The organism is Thioalkalivibrio sp. ALgr3 (assembly GCF_000377325.1).
Lineage (GTDB): Bacteria > Pseudomonadota > Gammaproteobacteria > Ectothiorhodospirales > Ectothiorhodospiraceae > Thioalkalivibrio.
This window is the reverse complement of record NZ_KB897978.1, coordinates 186,187-203,531: the sequence shown is the minus strand read 5'-3', so window position 1 is coordinate 203,531 and position 17,345 is coordinate 186,187. Positions and strand designations below refer to the sequence as shown.

17 protein-coding genes and 1 tRNA gene are annotated in these 17,345 nt (G+C 68.7%); 5 read left to right on the top strand and 13 right to left on the bottom strand.

All coding sequences use genetic code 11. The features are described from left to right. Positions 1-56 precede the first annotated feature (56 nt). The 8 genes from ychF to C998_RS0105220 form a co-directional block, all read right to left on the bottom strand. Complete coding sequence (ychF, locus tag C998_RS0105255; protein ID WP_018869813.1) at positions 57-1,151, bottom strand: redox-regulated ATPase YchF; 1,095 nt, start codon at positions 1,149-1,151, stop codon at positions 57-59. Positions 1,152-1,182: 31 nt separating this feature from the next. After that, entirely contained in the window at positions 1,183-1,779 is a 597-nt protein-coding gene (gene pth / locus C998_RS0105250; protein ID WP_018869812.1) for an aminoacyl-tRNA hydrolase, read from the bottom strand. A gap of 23 nt (positions 1,780-1,802) precedes the next feature. Continuing rightward, a complete protein-coding gene (locus tag C998_RS0105245; protein WP_018869811.1) occupies positions 1,803-2,501 on the bottom strand; it encodes a 50S ribosomal protein L25/general stress protein Ctc in 699 nt (232 codons plus the stop codon). A 129-nt stretch (positions 2,502-2,630) separates the two neighbouring features. Continuing rightward, entirely contained in the window at positions 2,631-3,587 is a 957-nt protein-coding gene (locus C998_RS0105240; RefSeq protein WP_018869810.1) for a ribose-phosphate diphosphokinase, read from the bottom strand. Between the two features lie 121 nt (positions 3,588-3,708). Further along, positions 3,709-3,783, bottom strand: a tRNA-Gln gene (locus C998_RS0105235). Further along, positions 3,774-4,649, bottom strand: a complete 876-nt coding sequence (gene ispE / locus C998_RS14340; RefSeq protein ID WP_026279482.1) for a 4-(cytidine 5'-diphospho)-2-C-methyl-D-erythritol kinase — start codon at positions 4,647-4,649, stop codon at positions 3,774-3,776. The genes C998_RS0105235 and ispE overlap by 10 nt, the downstream gene beginning before the upstream one ends. Beyond that, on the bottom strand, positions 4,649-5,272 hold the full coding sequence (lolB, locus tag C998_RS0105225; RefSeq protein WP_196799377.1) for a lipoprotein insertase outer membrane protein LolB: 624 nt from the start codon (positions 5,270-5,272) through the stop codon (positions 4,649-4,651). The genes ispE and lolB overlap by 1 nt, the downstream gene beginning before the upstream one ends. A gap of 5 nt (positions 5,273-5,277) precedes the next feature. Further along, positions 5,278-6,999, bottom strand: coding sequence for a tetratricopeptide repeat protein (locus C998_RS0105220; RefSeq protein WP_018869808.1), 1,722 nt, complete (start codon positions 6,997-6,999; stop codon positions 5,278-5,280). Positions 7,000-7,156: 157 nt separating this feature from the next. On the opposite strand from C998_RS0105220, the gene hemA reads away from it, so the two are divergent. Genes hemA through prmC form a run of 3 tightly spaced genes read left to right on the top strand, consistent with a single transcriptional unit; the run spans position 7,157 to position 10,466 of the window. Then, a complete protein-coding gene (gene hemA, locus C998_RS0105215; protein ID WP_018869807.1) occupies positions 7,157-8,518 on the top strand; it encodes a glutamyl-tRNA reductase in 1,362 nt (453 codons plus the stop codon). Further along, positions 8,515-9,600, top strand: coding sequence for a peptide chain release factor 1 (gene prfA, locus C998_RS0105210; RefSeq protein WP_018869806.1), 1,086 nt, complete (start codon positions 8,515-8,517; stop codon positions 9,598-9,600). The genes hemA and prfA overlap by 4 nt, the downstream gene beginning before the upstream one ends. Next, positions 9,600-10,466 (top strand): peptide chain release factor N(5)-glutamine methyltransferase, encoded by an 867-nt coding sequence (prmC, locus tag C998_RS0105205; protein WP_018869805.1) that lies wholly within the window; start codon positions 9,600-9,602, stop codon positions 10,464-10,466. The genes prfA and prmC overlap by 1 nt, the downstream gene beginning before the upstream one ends. A gap of 84 nt (positions 10,467-10,550) precedes the next feature. Here the strand turns inward: prmC and C998_RS0105200 are convergent, their stop codons facing one another. Next, positions 10,551-10,997: a hypothetical protein gene (locus C998_RS0105200; RefSeq protein WP_018869804.1), complete on the bottom strand. Its 447-nt coding sequence runs from the start codon at positions 10,995-10,997 to the stop codon at positions 10,551-10,553. 157 nt (positions 10,998-11,154) lie between these two features. Here C998_RS0105200 and C998_RS0105195 point away from each other — a divergent pair, with 157 nt between their 5' ends. Further along, positions 11,155-11,901: a molybdopterin-synthase adenylyltransferase MoeB gene (locus C998_RS0105195; protein ID WP_018869803.1), complete on the top strand. Its 747-nt coding sequence runs from the start codon at positions 11,155-11,157 to the stop codon at positions 11,899-11,901. 27 nt (positions 11,902-11,928) lie between these two features. On the opposite strand, the gene hslO is transcribed toward C998_RS0105195, so the two are convergent. The 4 genes from hslO to gatC form a co-directional block, all read right to left on the bottom strand. Then, complete coding sequence (hslO, locus tag C998_RS0105190; RefSeq protein ID WP_018869802.1) at positions 11,929-12,855, bottom strand: Hsp33 family molecular chaperone HslO; 927 nt, start codon at positions 12,853-12,855, stop codon at positions 11,929-11,931. After that, positions 12,852-14,288 (bottom strand): Asp-tRNA(Asn)/Glu-tRNA(Gln) amidotransferase subunit GatB, encoded by a 1,437-nt coding sequence (gatB, locus tag C998_RS0105185; RefSeq protein WP_018869801.1) that lies wholly within the window; start codon positions 14,286-14,288, stop codon positions 12,852-12,854. Before gatB ends, hslO begins: the two co-directional genes overlap by 4 nt. 11 nt (positions 14,289-14,299) lie before the next feature. Further along, the gene (gatA, locus tag C998_RS0105180; RefSeq protein WP_018869800.1) at positions 14,300-15,754 is read right to left on the bottom strand and encodes an Asp-tRNA(Asn)/Glu-tRNA(Gln) amidotransferase subunit GatA; all 1,455 of its coding nucleotides are present in this window, start codon (positions 15,752-15,754) and stop codon (positions 14,300-14,302) included. A gap of 78 nt (positions 15,755-15,832) precedes the next feature. Next, on the bottom strand, positions 15,833-16,120 hold the full coding sequence (gatC, locus tag C998_RS0105175; RefSeq protein ID WP_018869799.1) for an Asp-tRNA(Asn)/Glu-tRNA(Gln) amidotransferase subunit GatC: 288 nt from the start codon (positions 16,118-16,120) through the stop codon (positions 15,833-15,835). Positions 16,121-16,273: 153 nt separating this feature from the next. Here gatC and C998_RS0105170 point away from each other — a divergent pair, with 153 nt between their 5' ends. Continuing rightward, entirely contained in the window at positions 16,274-17,320 is a 1,047-nt protein-coding gene (locus C998_RS0105170) for a rod shape-determining protein (RefSeq protein WP_018869798.1), read from the top strand. Positions 17,321-17,345: the final 25 nt, after the last annotated feature.

Genomic DNA, 17,345 nt, shown 5'->3' with positions numbered 1-17,345 from the left:
AGGAAACGTGCCGGGCGCAGCGGTGCCGCCCCCGCGACAAAGTCCGAGTATTATACTCAGACATTGAAGCGAAAATGTACAACGTCCCCTTCGCGCATGACGTATTCCTTGCCTTCGAGCCGCCACTTGCCGACATCCTTGGCACCCTGCTCGCCGCCGTGCTCCACATAGTCGGTGTAACCGACCACCTCGGCGCGGATGAAACCCTTCTCGAAATCGGTGTGGATCACGCCCGCGGCCTGCGGCGCGGTGGACCCCCGACGCACGGTCCAGGCGCGCACCTCCTTCTCCCCGGCAGTGAAGAAGGTCTGCAGGTCCAGCAGCTCGTAGGCGGTGCGGATCACGCGGTCGAGGCCGGGTTCCTCGAGACCCAGATCGGCCAGGAACTCGGCGCGCTCGTCAGGTTCCAGCACCGCGATCTCGGCCTCGATGGCAGCGCACACGCTGACCACCTGCGCCCCCTCCTCGGCGGCCTTTTCGCGCACCGCGCGCACCTGCTCGTTGTCCTCGGTCAGCCCCGCTTCATTCACGTTGGCGATATACATCAGCGGCTTGATGGTCAGCAGGTGCAGATCGCGCAGCAGCTCGAGCTCCTCGGGCTCCAGCGCCTGGGCACGCACCGGGATGCCCTCGCCCAGTCCCTCGGCGACCTTCTCCGCGGCCTGCAGCCGGGCGATGGCCTCCTTGTCCTGGGACTTGGCGGCCCGGGTCAGGCGCGTAAGGGCCTTGTTGACGGTCTCCAGGTCCGCCAGCATCAGCTCGGTGCTGATGGTCTCGATGTCCGCCAGCGGATCCACGCGCCCGGATACGTGAACGATGTCATCGTCCTCGAAGCAGCGCACCACCTGGGCGATGGCATCGGTCTCGCGGATATGCGCGAGGAACTGGTTGCCGAGCCCCTCGCCCTGGGCCGCCCCGGACACCAGCCCCGCGATGTCGACGAACTCCACGGTCGTCGGCAGGACCCGCTCCGGCGACACCAGCGCTGCCAGTTTCTCCAGCCGCGGATCCGGCACCTCCACCACGCCAACGTTGGGGTCGATGGTGCAGAAGGGGTAGTTCTCCGCGGCGATCTCCGCGCGCGTCAGGGCGTTGAACAGGGTCGACTTGCCGACGTTGGGCAGGCCGACGATGCCGCATTTCAGACTCATGGGATTTCCTCGGATGTAACTCGGTGCGGGCTCAGCCGGAGCCGCGACCGTGCAGATGGCGCACGGCCTCGTCCCAGCGGCCGGCCAGCAGGGCCGGGATCTCGCGCGCCGCGTCGTCCAGTGCCTCGCCGATCGCCCGAGCCGCATCGCGATCGGGACGATCCAGCACGAACGGGACCACCTGGTCGCGTTCGCCGGGATGACCGATACCGACGCGCAGACGGCAGTAGGCGGGGCCGCCCAGGTGCCGGTGCAGGTCGCGCAGACCGTTGTGCCCGCCATGCCCTCCGCCATGCTTCAGGCGGACCACCCCGGGCTCGAGATCCAGCTCGTCGTGGACGACCAGGATCTCCTCCGGGGCGATGCGATAGAAATCGGCGCATTTGCGCACCGGCAGGCCGCTCCTGTTCATGAAGGACATCGGCTTGAGCAGCCAGGCATCACCTTCGGGGAGGGTCAGCCGGGCAGCCTCGCCATCGAAGCGGTTCTCCGGGCGAAAGCGGACGCCGTGATCACGGGCCAGGGCATCCACAAACCAGAAGCCCGCGTTATGCCGGGTTTCGGCGTAACGCGGGCCCGGGTTGCCCAGCCCGACCACCAGGCGAATCGGCGCAGGTCGGCTGGTCATGCGGGAGGTCGTGACCGCGGCGTTCAGCCGTTGTCTTCCTCGCCGCCGGCTTCCTCGCCCGCGGCCTCGTCACCACCTTCCTCGCCTTCGGCGCCCTCGGCGGCGGCCGCACCACCACCGCCGCCACCCTTGGCGGAACGCGGCAGCTGCACGGTCACGACCGCGTAGTCGTATTCGTCGCCCTGCATCAGCGCGACCATCTCGACACCCTTGGGCAGATTGCCCTTCAGGTCGGACAGGTGCAGCGTCTCGCCCACGTCGACGTCGGTCATGTCGATGTCGATCGATTCCGGCAGGTCGTCCGGCAGGCACTCGACCTCGATCTCGTTGACCTGACGGTTGATCATGCCGCCGCCGGGCTTCACGCCCTTGCAGGTCTCCTCATTGAGGAAATGGATGGGCACGTTCACGCGGATCGGCTGGTTGGCGCTCACGCGCAGCAGATCCACGTGATAGATGGTGGGCTTGAACGGATGGCGCTGCACATCGCGCAGGATCGCCTTCTGCGACTGGCCGTCCAGCTTGACCGTCAGGATGTGCGAGTAGAACGCATCTTCCTTCAGGTTGTGGACCATCGCGTTGTGATCCAGCGTGATCGGCACTGCGGGATCTTCGCCGCCATACAGAATGGCAGGCAGCTTGCCGGCGCGACGCAGGCGGCGGCTCGCACTCGAACCCTGTTCGTCACGCTTTTCGGCTTCAAGGGTAAAACTCATGCTCATGATGACGTTCTCCAGAATGAACGCGCCCCACCCGCGACCAGGTGAGGCGTAAAGCGGGAGGCCCATCCTCCCGGATTCGGGGCAGCCGGCGACCGCCGGCGACGCAGGCCGGGTTCCGCCGGCCCGGGCTCAGTCCACGAACAGCGAGCTCACGGACTCCTCGCGGTTGATGCGGCGGATGGTCTCCGCGAGCATCTCCGCGACCGAAAGCTGCCGGATCTTCGGACAGGCCTGCGCGTTGGGCTGGAGGGCCAGGGTGTCGGTCACCACCAGCTCGTCCAGCGCCGAACCGTTTATGTTATCAATCGCCGCGCCGGAAAGCACGGGGTGAGTGGCATAGGCGCTGACCGAGGAGGCGCCATGCTGCTTCAGCGCCTTCGCCGCCTGACACAGGGTGCCGGCCGTATCCACCAGGTCGTCGATGATGATGCAGGACTTGCCGCGCACGTCCCCGATGATGTGCATCACTTCGGATTCGTTGGCGCGCGGACGGCGCTTGTCGATGATGGCCAGGTCGGCATCGTCCAGCCGCTTGGCGATGGCGCGGGCGCGCACCACCCCGCCGACGTCCGGCGAGACCACCGTCAGGTCGCCGGAGACGTGCCGCCAGACATCGCCCAGCAGCACCGGCGAGGCATAGATGTTGTCCACCGGAACGTTGAAAAACCCCTGAACCTGATCGGCATGAACGTCGATCGTCAGCACGCGATCGGCGCCCACCGCCTCGATCATGTTGGCCACGACCTTGGCCGAGATCGGCACCCTTGCCGAGCGCACGCGGCGATCCTGGCGGGCATAACCGAAATACGGAATCACCGTGGTGATACGCCCGGCCGAGGCGCGGCGCAGGGCATCCACCATGATCACGAGCTCCATCAGGTTCTCGTTGGTGGGCTGCCCGGTGGGCTGGATCAGGAAGACGTCGCGTCCGCGAACGTTTTCCAGGATCTCGACCTGGACCTCGCCGTCACTGAACCGGCCGACGGTTACCTTGCCCATCGGCAGGCCGAGATGCTCGGCAACGCCCTGTGCCAGTCGCGGGTTGGCGTTCCCCGCGAAGATCATCATGCGACTCTTGTCGACCACGACTTGTCCCGGTCTGGGTGGTGCGGAACCGCGCCCGGATGGCGCGGTCTCCAGTAAGGAACCCCGGCCGGGGCCGGGGTTCGGGAATATGGCCCCTCGCCTTCGGCGCGGGGCGATTGTATGGCTGGGCCGGCAGGATTCGAACCTGCGCATGACGGGATCAAAACCCGTTGCCTTACCGCTTGGCTACGGCCCAGTAGAATGGCGGCCCGACTCGGGCAACCACGCCCGCAGGGGCGACTCGTTGCGCAGCCGGGTGACCCGGCTGCTCCAAGGCAGCGGCTGCTCCTCGCGTGCCCTTTCGGCGTCGGCGCGCTCGCGAAACAGCCCGAACACGCAACCGCCGGTTCCGCTCAGGCGGGCCCGGTCGGTCTGCGAGCCCAGCCAGTCCAGCGCCCGGGCGATATCCGGATAGCGCGTCCGGACCACCGGTTCGAAGACGTTCCCAAATGCCGCGCCGTCGACCGCGTGCGAAATTCTCTCGGTGGGACAGTCGCGTGTCAATTCTCCTGATCCGAACATGGTTCCGGTGGCGACCGGGACACCGGGGTCGATCAGCAGCGCCCAGGGGCAGTCGGGCCGCACCGGAACCAGGGTTTCGCCCACGCCTTCGGCCCATGCGGCGCGGCCGCGCACGAAGACCGGCACGTCCGCGCCGAGACGCAGGCCGAGATCGGCCAGCGTCGATTCGTCCAGGCCCAGCTCGAACAGATAATTCAGCGCAACCAGGGTAGTGGCGGCGTCGGAGCTGCCTCCGCCCACCCCGCCACCGACCGGAAGGCGCTTGTCGAGGTGGATCGTCACCCCCTCGTGCCGGCCGGCAGCCTCGAACACCAGGCGGGCAGCGCGCACGCACAGGTTTTCCGACCCGTCCACCGCATCCGCGGAGGCCATCGCCACCTCCCCGCCGGGGCGCGGCTCGAAGCACAGCCGGTCCTCCAGATCGAGGAACTGGAACACGGTCTGCAGCTCGTGGTAGCCGTCCGCGCGCCGACCGGTGATGTGCAGAAAGCGGTTGATCTTCGCGGGCGCGGGGAAGGTCTGCGCAAAGGGCTTGTCCATCAGGCGGATCCGTCTCCCATCTGCCACTGGCGGATCACGGCGCGCAGCGTGAGCGCATCGCGCTGCAGCTCCATGCGCACCGGCAGGGACTCGCCGTCGAATTCCTCGTACTCGCCGTATTCGATTTCCCAGCCGGCCTGACGGATGCGGATCGGACGCCCTTCGGCATCCACTTCGCGCTCGTAGGCATGCGCCGGGTCCGGGAGCCCGCGTACCCAGTAGACCATCCCCGACACCGGAATCGCATCGCCGGTGAGACGCTGCGCCAGGACATCCGGATCGCGCGCGCTGTGATGCTGGCCGTCGCGCGTCACCAGCCGCGCCGGCTGCCCCTCGGCGAGGGTCAATCGACCGCCACCCCGTCCCATCGGACCGGACAGATCGAGGATATGCGTACCTTCCTGCACCCGCCAGTTGAGCTGTGCGGACCAGTATTCACGCTCGGTATCCAGCCCCAGGCGGGCCACCAGGCGCCAGGTTTCGATGGCGGCGAGCCGCTCACTGCGCTCCTCGAAGGCCCTTTGCGCGGCGTCGCCCCGATCCACCTCGGGCAGGGCGGCACACCCGGCGAGCAGCATTACGGTCATCAGCGCGAGTGCCGCGCGCACACCCGACCCCCTCATTCGACTCATTCGAGCAGCTCGCGCCGGACCCGCTGCAGCCGCTCGTGTCCGGGTTCGCGCTCCAGCGCCTTCTCGAGCAGCTCGCGCGCGTCGTCGCGCTCGCCCTGCTCCCACAACACGACGGCCAGATTACTGGCGATCTCGCCGTCCTCCATCATGCTCCAGGCCCGCCGCAACTGCTCCTCGGCCTCGTCCAGCCGCCCGAGCTTGTAGAGCACCCAGCCGTAGCTGTCGACCACGGCTGCGTCATCGGGACGCTGATCGAGGGCCTGCGTGATCAGCTCGTAGGCCTCCTCGTAGCGGTCGGTCCGGTCGGCCAGGGTGTACCCCAGCGCGTTCATCGCCGTGGCATTGTCCGGTTCGTTGTCAAGGATCGTGCGGAAGTCCTGCAGCGCCGCGTCCACCCGGTCCAGGCGCTCGTGGATCAGCCCGCGCAGATACAGCAGGTCACCCTCCTCGGGGAAGGCATCCAGGGCCGCATCGGCGCGTTCCAGCGCACGTTCGTAGGCCTCTTCCTCGCGCAGGGTGTTGACCTCCACGACCCAGGCCTCGCGCGCCACGTCGGCATCGTCGTGCGTCTGCAGTTCGTCGAACGCAGCGCGCGCCGCCCCGGCACCGTTTTCGCGCAGAGTCAGGGCCGCCAGGCGCAGCCGCGCATCCGCGCGAAACTCGCCCTCGCCGACCCGCTCGAAGAATGTCCGGGCCCGGTCCGTATCCCCCTCCAGTTCGTGCAGACGGCCCAGATAATAGGCCACCTCGTTCTCGCGCACGCCGCGGGCATCCAGGGCCTCCAGCTGCTCGCGCGCGGCCTCGTTCCAGCCGCTCTCGAGGCTCAGCAGGGCCAGCGTCAGGCGGGCCTCGTGGTCGTCGGGGGCCAGCTCTGCCAGCCGCGCGATCTCCTCCGGGCCCCGGGCGTCGTCGGCATGGTCGGTCAGCGCATGGGCATAACCGATGCGGGCGTCACGACTGTCCGGGTGGGCGGCGACGGCCTCGCGCATCAGGTCCAGGGCCTCCTCCCCGCGTTCGTCGCGCTCCAGCGCCTGCGCCCGCAACAGGTACAGGCTGATGGCGTCGGGATGCTGCTCGAGACCCCGCTCGGTGGCCTGCAGGGCCGCCCCGGTTGCGTCGAACCGCAGCGCGAGTTCGGCATACACCCGCCAGGTGTCGCGATCCCCGGCCCGCCGCGTGGCGAGGCGGTCCAGGGTCTCCAGCGCGTAGTCCCGGTTGTCGGCCTGCACCATCAGCGAGACCAGCGATGAATAGGGACTGGCGCCTTCCCCCGCGCGCCGCTGCATCAGTTCATCCAGCTGCTGCGCGGCGGCCTCGACCTGCCCGGCGTCGATGCGCAGCAGCGCAACGATCTGTACCGCCTCCATGTGTTCGGGCGACAGGGCCAGCCAGCGCTCCCCGGAACGCAGGGCCTGCTCACGATCCCGCGCGAAAAGGGCAATGCGGGTGGCCCGCTCGGCGATCTCCGGGTCGTGGCTCAGCGCCGCCGCCGCACCGTAGAAGGCCGCCGCGTCGGCGGTCTGCCCGGAACGCACGGCGATCTCGCCGGCAAGCACGCTGAACATCAGCGCCGCCTCCGGATCCTCCTGCAATCCGCTCTCGGGCAGGGTCACGATCTCCGGGGCGTCGGTTTCCAGCGGCTCGCCGGCACCGAGCGAATGGTGCGCACAGCCGCTGACAAGGAGGACAACGGCCGCGGCCAGCAGGGTTCGGGTCATAAAGGCTTTCCATGCATGTCAGCTTTCAGTGAGACGGCACCGGGCCGCGCCAGGTTCCTTCGGGCCCGGCATCCGGATTCCTGCGCACTGTACCGAACCCTTTCACCGCGTACACTACTGACCCGCAGGGGACGTTTTGCGGCACAATACGCAGGTTATGCTCTTCGCACTCGGAATCAATCACAAGACGGCGCCGGTCGAGATCCGCGAGCGGCTGTCGGTCAGCCAGCACGAACTGGACGATGCGCTGCATTCGCTGCGCTCCGGCGTGCGGCTGCCGGAGAGTGCGATCCTCTCCACCTGCAACCGCACCGAGGTCTATTTCCGCGAGAGCGGGGAGGACAGCGAACACCGAGTGGTGGACTGGCTGGGCGGCTACCACGGGATCGACCGCGCCGAACTGCGACCCTATCTCTACCTGCACCACGACGGCTCGGCGGTGCGCCACACCCTGCGGGTCGCCAGCGGTCTGGATTCGATGGTGCTGGGCGAGCCGCAGATCCTCGGCCAGATGAAGACCGCCTACCAGTACGCCCATGACGCCGGCACCCTCGGACTGTCGCTGGAGCGGCTGTTCCAGCACGCCTTCGCCACCGCCAAGGACGTGCGCACCGAGACCGCGATCGGCCAGAGCGCGGTCTCGGTGGCCTTCGCCGCGGTGTCCCTGGGGCGGCAGATCTTCGGCGACCTCAAGCCACTGACCGCGATGGTGGTGGGCGCCGGCGAGACCATCGAACTGGCCCTGCAGCACCTGCGGGGCCTCGGTATCGGCCGGGTGATCGTGGCCAACCGGACCGAGGAACGCGCGCGCAGCGTGGCCGAACGCTTCGACGGCGAGCCCATCGGCCTGGACCATCTGGGCGAACGCCTGCCGGAGGCCGACATCGTGATCTCCTCCACCGCCGCGCCGGTACCCATCCTCGGCAAGGGGGCGGTGGAACGCGCGCTGCGCAAGCGCCGCCGCAAGCCGATGTTCATGGTCGACATCGCGGTCCCGCGCGACATCGAACCCGAGGTCGGGCAACTTGAGGACATCTATTTATACACGGTCGACGACCTCCAGGAGGTGATCGACGACAACATGGCCTCGCGTCAGGCCGCCGCGGAACAGGCCGAGGAGATCATCAACCAGCGCGCCGGGGAGTTCATGCGCTGGCTGCGGGCGCGCGACTCCATCGACAGCATCCGCCAGCTGCGCGAGCGCGCGGAGACGGTCAAGGACGAGACCGTGGAGCGTGCCCTGGCAATGATCCGCGCCGGTCGGTCGCCCGACGAGGTCCTGCCCTGGCTGGCCCACACCCTGACCAACAAGCTGATGCACCATCCTTGCAAGAGCCTCAACACCGCGGCCCACGAGGGCGACGCCCGCCTGCTGGAGGCCGCGCATCAGCTTTTCCAGTTGCCCGAACGCGAGGACGACCCCGGACATGATCGCGGGCGTGATCACGGGCCTGAGCACGGTCATGCCCCGGGGCATGGCCACGGCGCGGAACCCGACGACACCAGGGACGACGCGTGAAGGATTCCTTTCGCGCCAAACTGGAGGGCCTGGCCGAACGCCACGCCGAGATCGCCGGCCTGCTCGCCACGCCCGATGCCGCCGAGGACCCCGAGCAGCTGCGCCGGCTGTCGCAGGAATACAGCCAGCTGGAACCGGTGGCCGAGGCGTGGAAGGCATGGAACGAAAACCGCGCCGCGCTGGACGAGGCGCGCGCGATGCTGGAGGACGACGACTCCGAACTGCGCGCGATGGCCGAGGGCGAGATCGAGACCCTCAATGCGCGTAACGAGGAACTGGAGGCCGAACTCTACCGCCACCTGATCCCGAAGGATCCGCACGACGACGCCAACGTGTTCCTCGAGATCCGCGCCGGCACCGGCGGTGACGAGGCCGCACTGTTCGCCGGGGATCTGCTGCGCATGTACAGCCGCTACGCGGAACAGCGCCGCTGGCAGCTGGAGATCCTGTCGGCCAGCGAGGGCGAACACGGCGGCTACCGCGAGGTGATCGCCCGCCTCGCCGGCCAGGGGGCCTATTCGCGGCTGAAGTTCGAATCCGGCGCCCACCGCGTGCAGCGCGTCCCCGAAACCGAATCCCAGGGCCGCATCCACACCTCGGCGGCCACGGTCGCGATCCTCCCGGAACTGGAGGAGGTCGAGATGCCGGAGATCAACCCGGCCGACCTGCGCGTGGACACCTTCCGCTCCTCCGGTGCCGGCGGCCAGCACGTGAACAAGACGGATTCCGCCGTGCGCCTGACCCACCTGCCCACCGGCATCGTGGTCGAATGCCAGGAAGAGCGCTCCCAGCACAAGAACCGCGCCCGCGCGATGAACTTCCTCGCCGCGCGGCTGTACGAGGACGAACGCGCCGCGCAGGCCGAGGCCCAGAGCGCCGAGCGCAAGGGTCTGGTGGGCAGCGGCGACCGCTCGGAACGCATCCGCACCTACAACTTCCCCCAGGGGCGGGTAACCGACCACCGCATCAATCTGACGCTGTACAAGCTGGAACAGGTGATGGCCGGCGACCTCGACCCGGTGATCGACCCGCTGATCCACGAATACCAGGCGGAACAGCTCGCCTCCCTCGCCGACGCCTGATGGACCACCCGGCCACGCTGGACGCCCTGCTGGCCAGCCTGCGCAACCGGCTGCAGGAGGCCGGCGTGGAGGCCGCCGGCCTGGAGGCACGCCTGCTGCTCGGCACGGCCACCGGCCTGAGCACCGCGCAGCTCGTCGCACGCGGTGGCGATGCCCCCGACCCCGCGCAGGCGGCCGCAGCCGAGGCCCTTTGCCGGCGGCGCCTGCAGGGCGAACCGATCGCCCACATCCTCGGCCGGCGCGGCTTCTGGACCCTGGATCTGGGGGTCTCCCCGGCCTGCCTGATCCCGCGCCCCGAGACCGAGGTGCTGGTCGAGGCCGCGCTGGGGGCCATCGACGCGGCTTCGGAAGAACACCCCCGGGTGCTGGACGCGGGCACCGGCTCCGGGGCCATCATCCTTGCGCTCAAGGCCGAACGGCCGGCGATCGACGGCTTCGCCAGCGACACCAGCCTCGACGCCCTAACCCGCGCCCGCGCCAACGCCCGCGAACTGGATCTGGACGTCCGCTTCTTCGCCGGGGCCTGGCTGCAACCGCTGGCGCCCGCGGCACGCTTCGACCTGATCGTCTCCAATCCGCCGTACATCGCCGCGGACGACCCGCATCTGCAACGCGGCGACCTGCGCTTCGAGCCACGGGATGCGCTGGTCGCGGCGCAAACGGGACTGGCGGACCTGCATCAACTGATCGCCACCGCACCCGATCACCTGACGGACGACGGCTGGCTGCTGCTGGAACACGGATTCGACCAGGAGCGGGCGGTACGGGCACGACTGGAAACCGGGCCATGGACGGACGTCACGACCTGGCCCGACACCGCCGGTCATCCCCGCGTGACCGGGGCACGCCTGCGGGCCCGGCGCTGACTGACAGACATGCCGAGGCCCCCGGCGCATGCACCGGGGGCCCTGCGTGCCATGCTCCAGACCGGCGAGCGGCCCGACGGCACATCACGGACGCGGCAGCGGCAGTGGCAGCTTGAGGTGGATGCTGCCGGAGGAACGCCGGTCACGATGCTCCCGCGGCCCCGAACGGTGCGAACGACCGTAGTAGTGATGATGGTAGTGCCGTTCCGCGCCGCGGTGGCCGGGTCCACGCCCGCGCGAATGACCGCGCCGGGAATGCTTGTGGCCGCGCGCACCCGGATGCCCGCGCTTGTGCTTGTGGCCACGACTCCCGGGATGCCCGCGCTTGTGCTTGTAACCGCGTTTGCCCGAGCGCCGATCATGGCGGACCTCCTGCAGGCCCTCGACCGAGAACTGCAGCGTGGCCCCGCCGGATGCCCCCTTGACCGGTGTCGCGGCCTGGGCCGGTGCCACGACCACAAAGGCGAGCAGTGCGGCGGGCACGACCACGGCGGTCAGACGCTGCAGGATGGATTTTTGTTCAGGGTTCATGGGACGCCTCCTTCCCTTTCTCTTCTGGCCGGATTGCCGGGAACCAGACTAGCCCTCCCGACTGAACCCCCCTTGAACCGCCTGCCGCGTTGCGTGAAGTCCCCCGCAGTTCCGGCACGCTGCCCGCGCGGCCATGTGACGGAGTTACAATCCACCCATGAATGACGACGAGCTCCTGCGCTACGCACGCCAGATCATGCTGCCCGGCATCGGGGTCGAGGGCCAGGAAAGCCTGCGCCGGGCGCATGCGGTGGTGATGGGCGTGGGCGGGCTGGGTTCGCCGGTAGCGGCCTATCTGGCCGCGGCCGGGGTCGGCCGGCTGACCCTGGTGGACCCGGATCACGTCGAGGCCAGCAACCTGCAGCGCCAGATCCTGCACGGCGAGGCCGACGTGGGCGCGGACAAGGTTGCCTCCGGCGCGCAGCGCCTCGCGGCGCTGAACAGCGCCTGCCGGGTGGAGACCCGCGCCGAACGGCTGGACGCGGACGCGATGCGCGCGCTGTTCGCCGGGGCCGACGTGGTGCTGGACGGCACCGACCATTTCGCCGCGCGTGGCGCGATCAACCGCGCGGCGGTGGCCGCCGGCACGCCGCTGGTCTCCGGCGCGGTGATCCGCTTCGAGGGCCAGCTCACCACCTTCGATTTCCGCGACCCGCAGGCGGCCTGCTACCACTGCCTGTACGGCGACGAAGGGGCGGACGAGGACACCTGCGCGACCAGCGGGGTGCTGGCGAGCCTGCCGGGAGTGGTCGGGAGCCTGCAGGCGACCGAGGCCCTCAAGCTGCTGGCCGGCCTGCCGACCCTGGCGGGCCGCCTGCTGCTGATCGACGGCCTGCACATGCAGTTCCGCGAGATCGGCCTGCAGCGCGACCCGGCCTGCCCGGTCTGCGGAGATCCCCCGTAGGAGGCCAGCCCCCTGGCCGATGCGGCCCTATTGCGAGGTATCGGACCCCGGCGGCCGCGCGCTGTCGGGGCGGCACAGGGCCTCGGCATCCACCGCATCGAAGACGTACTGCGCGTTGCAGAACTCGCAGGTGACCTCGATGCGGCCCTGCTCGGCCAGGATCGAACGGATCTCGTCCACCCCGAGGTTCTGCAGGGTGGTGGCCACGCGCTCGCGCGAACAGTGGCAGTGGAATTCCACCGTGGAGCCGTCGAACAGGCGCACGCGTTCCTCGGCGAACAGCCGCCCCAGAAGCGAGCCGGCGTCCAGCTGCAGCAGTTCGGCCGCCGTGGTGGTTTCGGCCAGGGTGGTCGCGCGGTTCCAGTCCTCGCTGTCGCGCGACAGCGGCTGCCCGCTGTCATCCGGCAGCCCCTGCAGCAGCATGCCCGCGGCGCGCTGGCCGTCGGCGGCCAGCCAGACCCGCGTGGGGAGCTGCTCGGACTGTTCGAAATACCCGTCCAGGGCGTCGGCCAGGGTCTGCCCGCGCAGCTCCACCACGCCCTGATAGCGCTCGCCGCCGTCCCCGGGGTCCAGGGTCATCATCACCCGCGCGTCCTCGCCCAGGATCGCGTCCAGCGTGCCGTCCTCCGGCGGGGTCTCGTGATAACGGGCCACGCCGCGCAGATGGCCCTGCCCGTCGGCCTGTGCCACCAGCATGTGCAGCGGCCCGGAACCCGTGACTTGCAGGATCAGGGAGCCCTTGAACTTGAGCGTGGCGGCGACCAGGGTGACCGCGGCACAGGCCTGTCCCAGCAGGTCGCGCACCACCGGCGGGTAGGGGTGGCGCTCCAGCACCGCCTGCCATGCCCGGTCGAGGTGCACCCATTCGCCGCGCACCCCGGTGTTTTCCAGCATGAAGCGGTGCAGGGTATCGGCTTCGCGCGCGGATGCCGCGCCCATGCCCGCCTCACTCATGCCTGATCCAGGCGTTCCTTCAGCCGCTCGTTGACCTGGGCGGGGTTGGCCTTGCCCTGGGTGGCCTTCATCACCTGGCCGACGAAGAAGCCGAACAGCTTGTCCTTGCCGCCCTTGTACTGCTCGAGCTGTTTCGGATTGTTCGCGATCACCTCGTCGATAATGGCGTCGATCGCGCCGGTGTCGGTGATCTGCTTGAGCCCCTTGGCCTCGATCACGCTGTCGGCATCGCCCTCGCCGTTCCACATCGCCTCGAACACCTCCTTGGCGATCTTGCCGGAGATGGTCTCGTCCTGGATGCGCGCCAGCAGCCCGGCCAGCGCCCCGGCATCCACCGGGGCCTCGGCGAGCTCCACCTCGGAGCGGTTGAGCGCGGCGGAGAACTCGCCCATCACCCAGTTGGCGGCCAGCTTGGGCGCATTGCAGCCCCGCACCACCGCCTCGTAGAAGTCCCCCATCTCGCGGGTCGCGGTGAGCACGCCGGCATCGTATTCCGGCAGTTCGTACTCGCGCACGAAACGCTCGCGCTTGGCGTCGGGCAGCTCCGGCAGGCGGCCGCGGATCTCTTCGATGAAGCCCTGATCGACCTCCACCGGCAGGAGGTCCGGATCAGGAAAATAGCGGTAGTCGTTGGCCTCTTCCTTGGTGCGCATCGAACGCGTCTCGTCGCGGTCCGGATCGTACAGGCGGGTCTCCTGCACCACGCGGCCGCCACCCTCGATCACGTCGATCTGGCGTTCGATCTCGAAGTTGATCGCACGCTCGACGAAGCGGAAGGAGTTGAGGTTCTTCAGCTCCGCACGGGTACCGAATTCCGCCTGGCCCTTCGGACGGATGGACACGTTGGCGTCGCAGCGGAAGCTGCCCTCCTGCATGTTGCCGTCACAGATGTCGAGGTAGCGCACCAGCGAGTGCAGCTTCTTCATGTAGGCGACCGCCTCCTTCGCCGAACGCAGGTCCGGCTCGGAGACGATCTCCACCAGCGGGGTGCCGGCGCGGTTGAGATCGATGCCGGTCATCGCCTCGAAGCCTTCGTGCAGGCTCTTGCCGGCGTCTTCCTCGAGATGCGCACGGGTCACGCCGATGCGCTTGGTCGAGCCGTCCTCCAGCTCGATGTCCAGATGCCCGCTGGCAACGATCGGCAGCTCGAACTGCGAGATCTGGTAGCCCTTGGGCAGGTCCGGGTAGAAGTAGTTCTTTCGTGCAAAGACCGAGCGGCCGGCAACCTCGGCGTCCAGCGCCAGGCCCAGCATCACCGCGCGCTCGACCACCCCGCGGTTGAGCACCGGCAGCACGCCGGGCATGCCCAGGTCCACCGGGCAGGCCTGACGGTTGGGCTCGGCGCCGTAGGCGGTGGGCGCCCCGGAAAAGATCTTGGAGACGGTATTGAGCTGGGCGTGAATCTCCAGCCCGATGACGGTTTCCCATTCCATGCTGCGACCCCTCAGGCAAAGGCCGACGGCACGCGGGCGTGCCAGTCGGTCTCCTGCTGAAACTGGTGTGCGACGCCGATCATGCGCGCCTCGTCGAAATAGTTGCCGATCAGCTGCAGCCCGACCGGCAGCCCCTGCACCTCGCCCGCCGGCAGCGACATCGCCGGCAGCCCCGCCAGATTGGCGGCGATGGTGTAGATATCCGAGAGGTACATCTTGACCGGGTCGGCGCTCTTGGCTCCCAGCTCGAACGGCAGTTCCGGCGTGGTCGGGCCCAGCAGCAGATCGACGTCGGCGAACACCCGGCGGAAGTCGTCGGCGATCACCCGGCGGACCTTCTGCGCCTTGAGATAGTAGGCGTCGTAGTAGCCGGCGGACAGCACATGGGTACCCACCATGATGCGCCGCTTCACCTCCGCGCCGAAGCCCTCGCCGCGCGAACGCGTGTACAGGTCCAGCAGGTCCTGCGGATCCTCGCAGCGATAGCCGTAGCGCACGCCGTCGAAGCGCGACAGGTTGGACGAGGCCTCGGCCGGGGCCACCACGTAGTAGGCCGGCACCGACAGGTGGCTGTTGGGCAAGCTGACCTCGCGGATCTCGGCGCCACGTTCGCGCAGCACCCGGATCGCCTCGTCCAGTACGGCGCGGATGCCGTCATCCAGGCCTTCGCCGAAGAACTCCTGCGGCAGACCGATGCGCAGCCCGGTGAGGTCGGCGTCCAGCGCTGCGGTGAAGTCCTCGGCCGGGCGTTCGAGGCTGGTCGAGTCGCGCTCGTCGAACCCGGCCATGGCATTGAGCATGTGCCCGCAGTCCTCGGCCGAGGCCGCCATCGGCCCGCCCTGATCCAGGCTGGAGGCGAAGGCGATCATGCCGTAGCGCGAGACCCGACCGTAGGTCGGCTTGAGCCCGGTGATGCCGCAGAACGCGGCCGGCTGGCGGATGGAACCGCCGGTGTCGGTACCGGTCGCGCCGGGCACCAGACGCGCGCCCACCGCGGCCGCGGAACCGCCCGAGGAGCCGCCCGGGACCCGCGCGGTGTCCCAGGGGTTGTGCACCGGACCGTAGAAACTGGTTTCGTTGGACGAACCCATGGCGAACTCATCCATGTTGGTCTTGCCCAGCATCACCGCGCCGGCGGCGTGCATGCGCTCGACCACCGTGGCGTCGTAGGGCGAGACGAACGGGTCCAGCATGCGCGAGCCACAGGCGGTGCGCACGCCACGGGTGCAGAAGATGTCCTTCTGCGCCACCGGCACGCCCAGCAGCGGGGCCTCCTCGCCTTTCGCCAGACGCGCATCGGCGGCGTCCGCCTGCTCCAGCGCGGAATCGGCGGTTACGGTGACGAAGCTGTTGAGATCCGCATCCAGACGCTCGATGCGGTCCAGGTACAGGCGGGTGAGCTCGCGCGAGCTGATCTCTCGGGCGCGCAGCTTGCGTACCCAGTCGGAGAGGGTTTCCTGGGTCATGGACTCGGGACTCTTTCCTTCAAGCGTGGCTGAAAGCGGCGCACAGGGCGCGCCGCAGGCGATTCGGCGGATGACGCGTCATTCAATGACGCGCGGCACCAGGTAGAGCCCCCCTTCCACCGCCGGGGCAATGGCCTGGTAGTCGTCGCGCCGGTCGGGCTCGGTGACCGCGTCCGGGCGCATGCGCTGGGCCGCGTCCATCGGATGGGCCATCGGCTCCACCCCCTCGATGTCGGCGCCGTCGAGCTGCTCGACGAAGTCGAAGATGTCACTCAGCCCGCCGGCAAACTCGCGGGCCTGGTCGTCATCCATCGCCAGACGCGAAAGCTCGGCGATGCGCTGGACGTGTTCGGTGTCTACGGACATGGCTTGCGGACCCTCGCTGCGGGCGATAACGAAACACTCAGGGATACGCTGAGACGGAGCGCAAACTTACCACAACCCCGACCTTGCCCAAACCCGGGGCGGTTGCTAGAGTCCGTGGCTTTCCCGCCGACCATGCAAGCAGGTTCGTACCCCATGCTCAAACGCCTCCTGGGGCTGTTCTCCAACGACATCTCCATCGACCTCGGCACGGCCAATACGCTGATCTACATGCGCGGCCAGGGCATCGTGCTCAACGAACCCTCCGTCGTGGCCATTCGTCAGGACCGGGGCCCCGGGGGACCGCGTTCGATCGAGGCCGTCGGCATCGAGGCCAAGAAGATGCTCGGGCGCACACCGGAGCACGTGGTGACCATCCGGCCGATGAAGGACGGCGTGATCGCCGACTTCACCACCACCGAGAAGATGCTGCAGTACTTCATCAAGAAGGTGCACGAACGGCGGATCTTCCGCCCCAGCCCGCGGGTGCTGGTCTGCGTGCCCTGCGGCGCCACCCAGGTGGAGCGCCGCGCGATCCGCGAATCCGCCTTTGGCGCCGGGGCGCGCAAGGTCTACCTGCTGCAGGAACCGGTGGCCGCGGCGATCGGTGCCGGCATCCCGCTGGACGAGGCGGTCGGCTCCATGGTGCTGGACATCGGCGGCGGCACCTCCGAGGTCGCCGTGCTGTCGATGAACGGGATCGTCTATTCCGAGTCGGTGCGCATTGGCGGCGACACCTTCGACGAGGCCATCATGGCCTACGTGCGCCGCAACTACGGCGTCCTGATCGGCGAGGCCACGGCTGAACGCATCAAGCATGCGGTGGGTTCGGCCTATCCGGGCAAGGAGCTGCTGGAGATCGAGGTCAAGGGCCGCAACCTGTCCGAGGGCGTGCCGCGCTCGTTCACCCTGAATTCCAACGAGATCCTCGAGGCCCTGCAGGATCCGCTGTACGGGATCGTCTCGGCCGTGCGCACGGCGCTGGAACAGACCCCGCCGGAGCTGGGTTCCGATGTCGCGGAACGCGGCATCGTGCTGACCGGCGGCGGGGCGATGCTGCAGCAGATCGACCGTCTCCTGATGGAGGAGACCGGCATTCCGGTAGTCGTGGCCGACGACCCCCTCACCTGCGTCGCCCGCGGAGGCGGCCGGGTCCTGGAAATGCTCGACGAGAAGCGGGTCGACTTCCTCTCCATGGAGTAAACTCCGGTCCCGGGCTCGTCCCCGG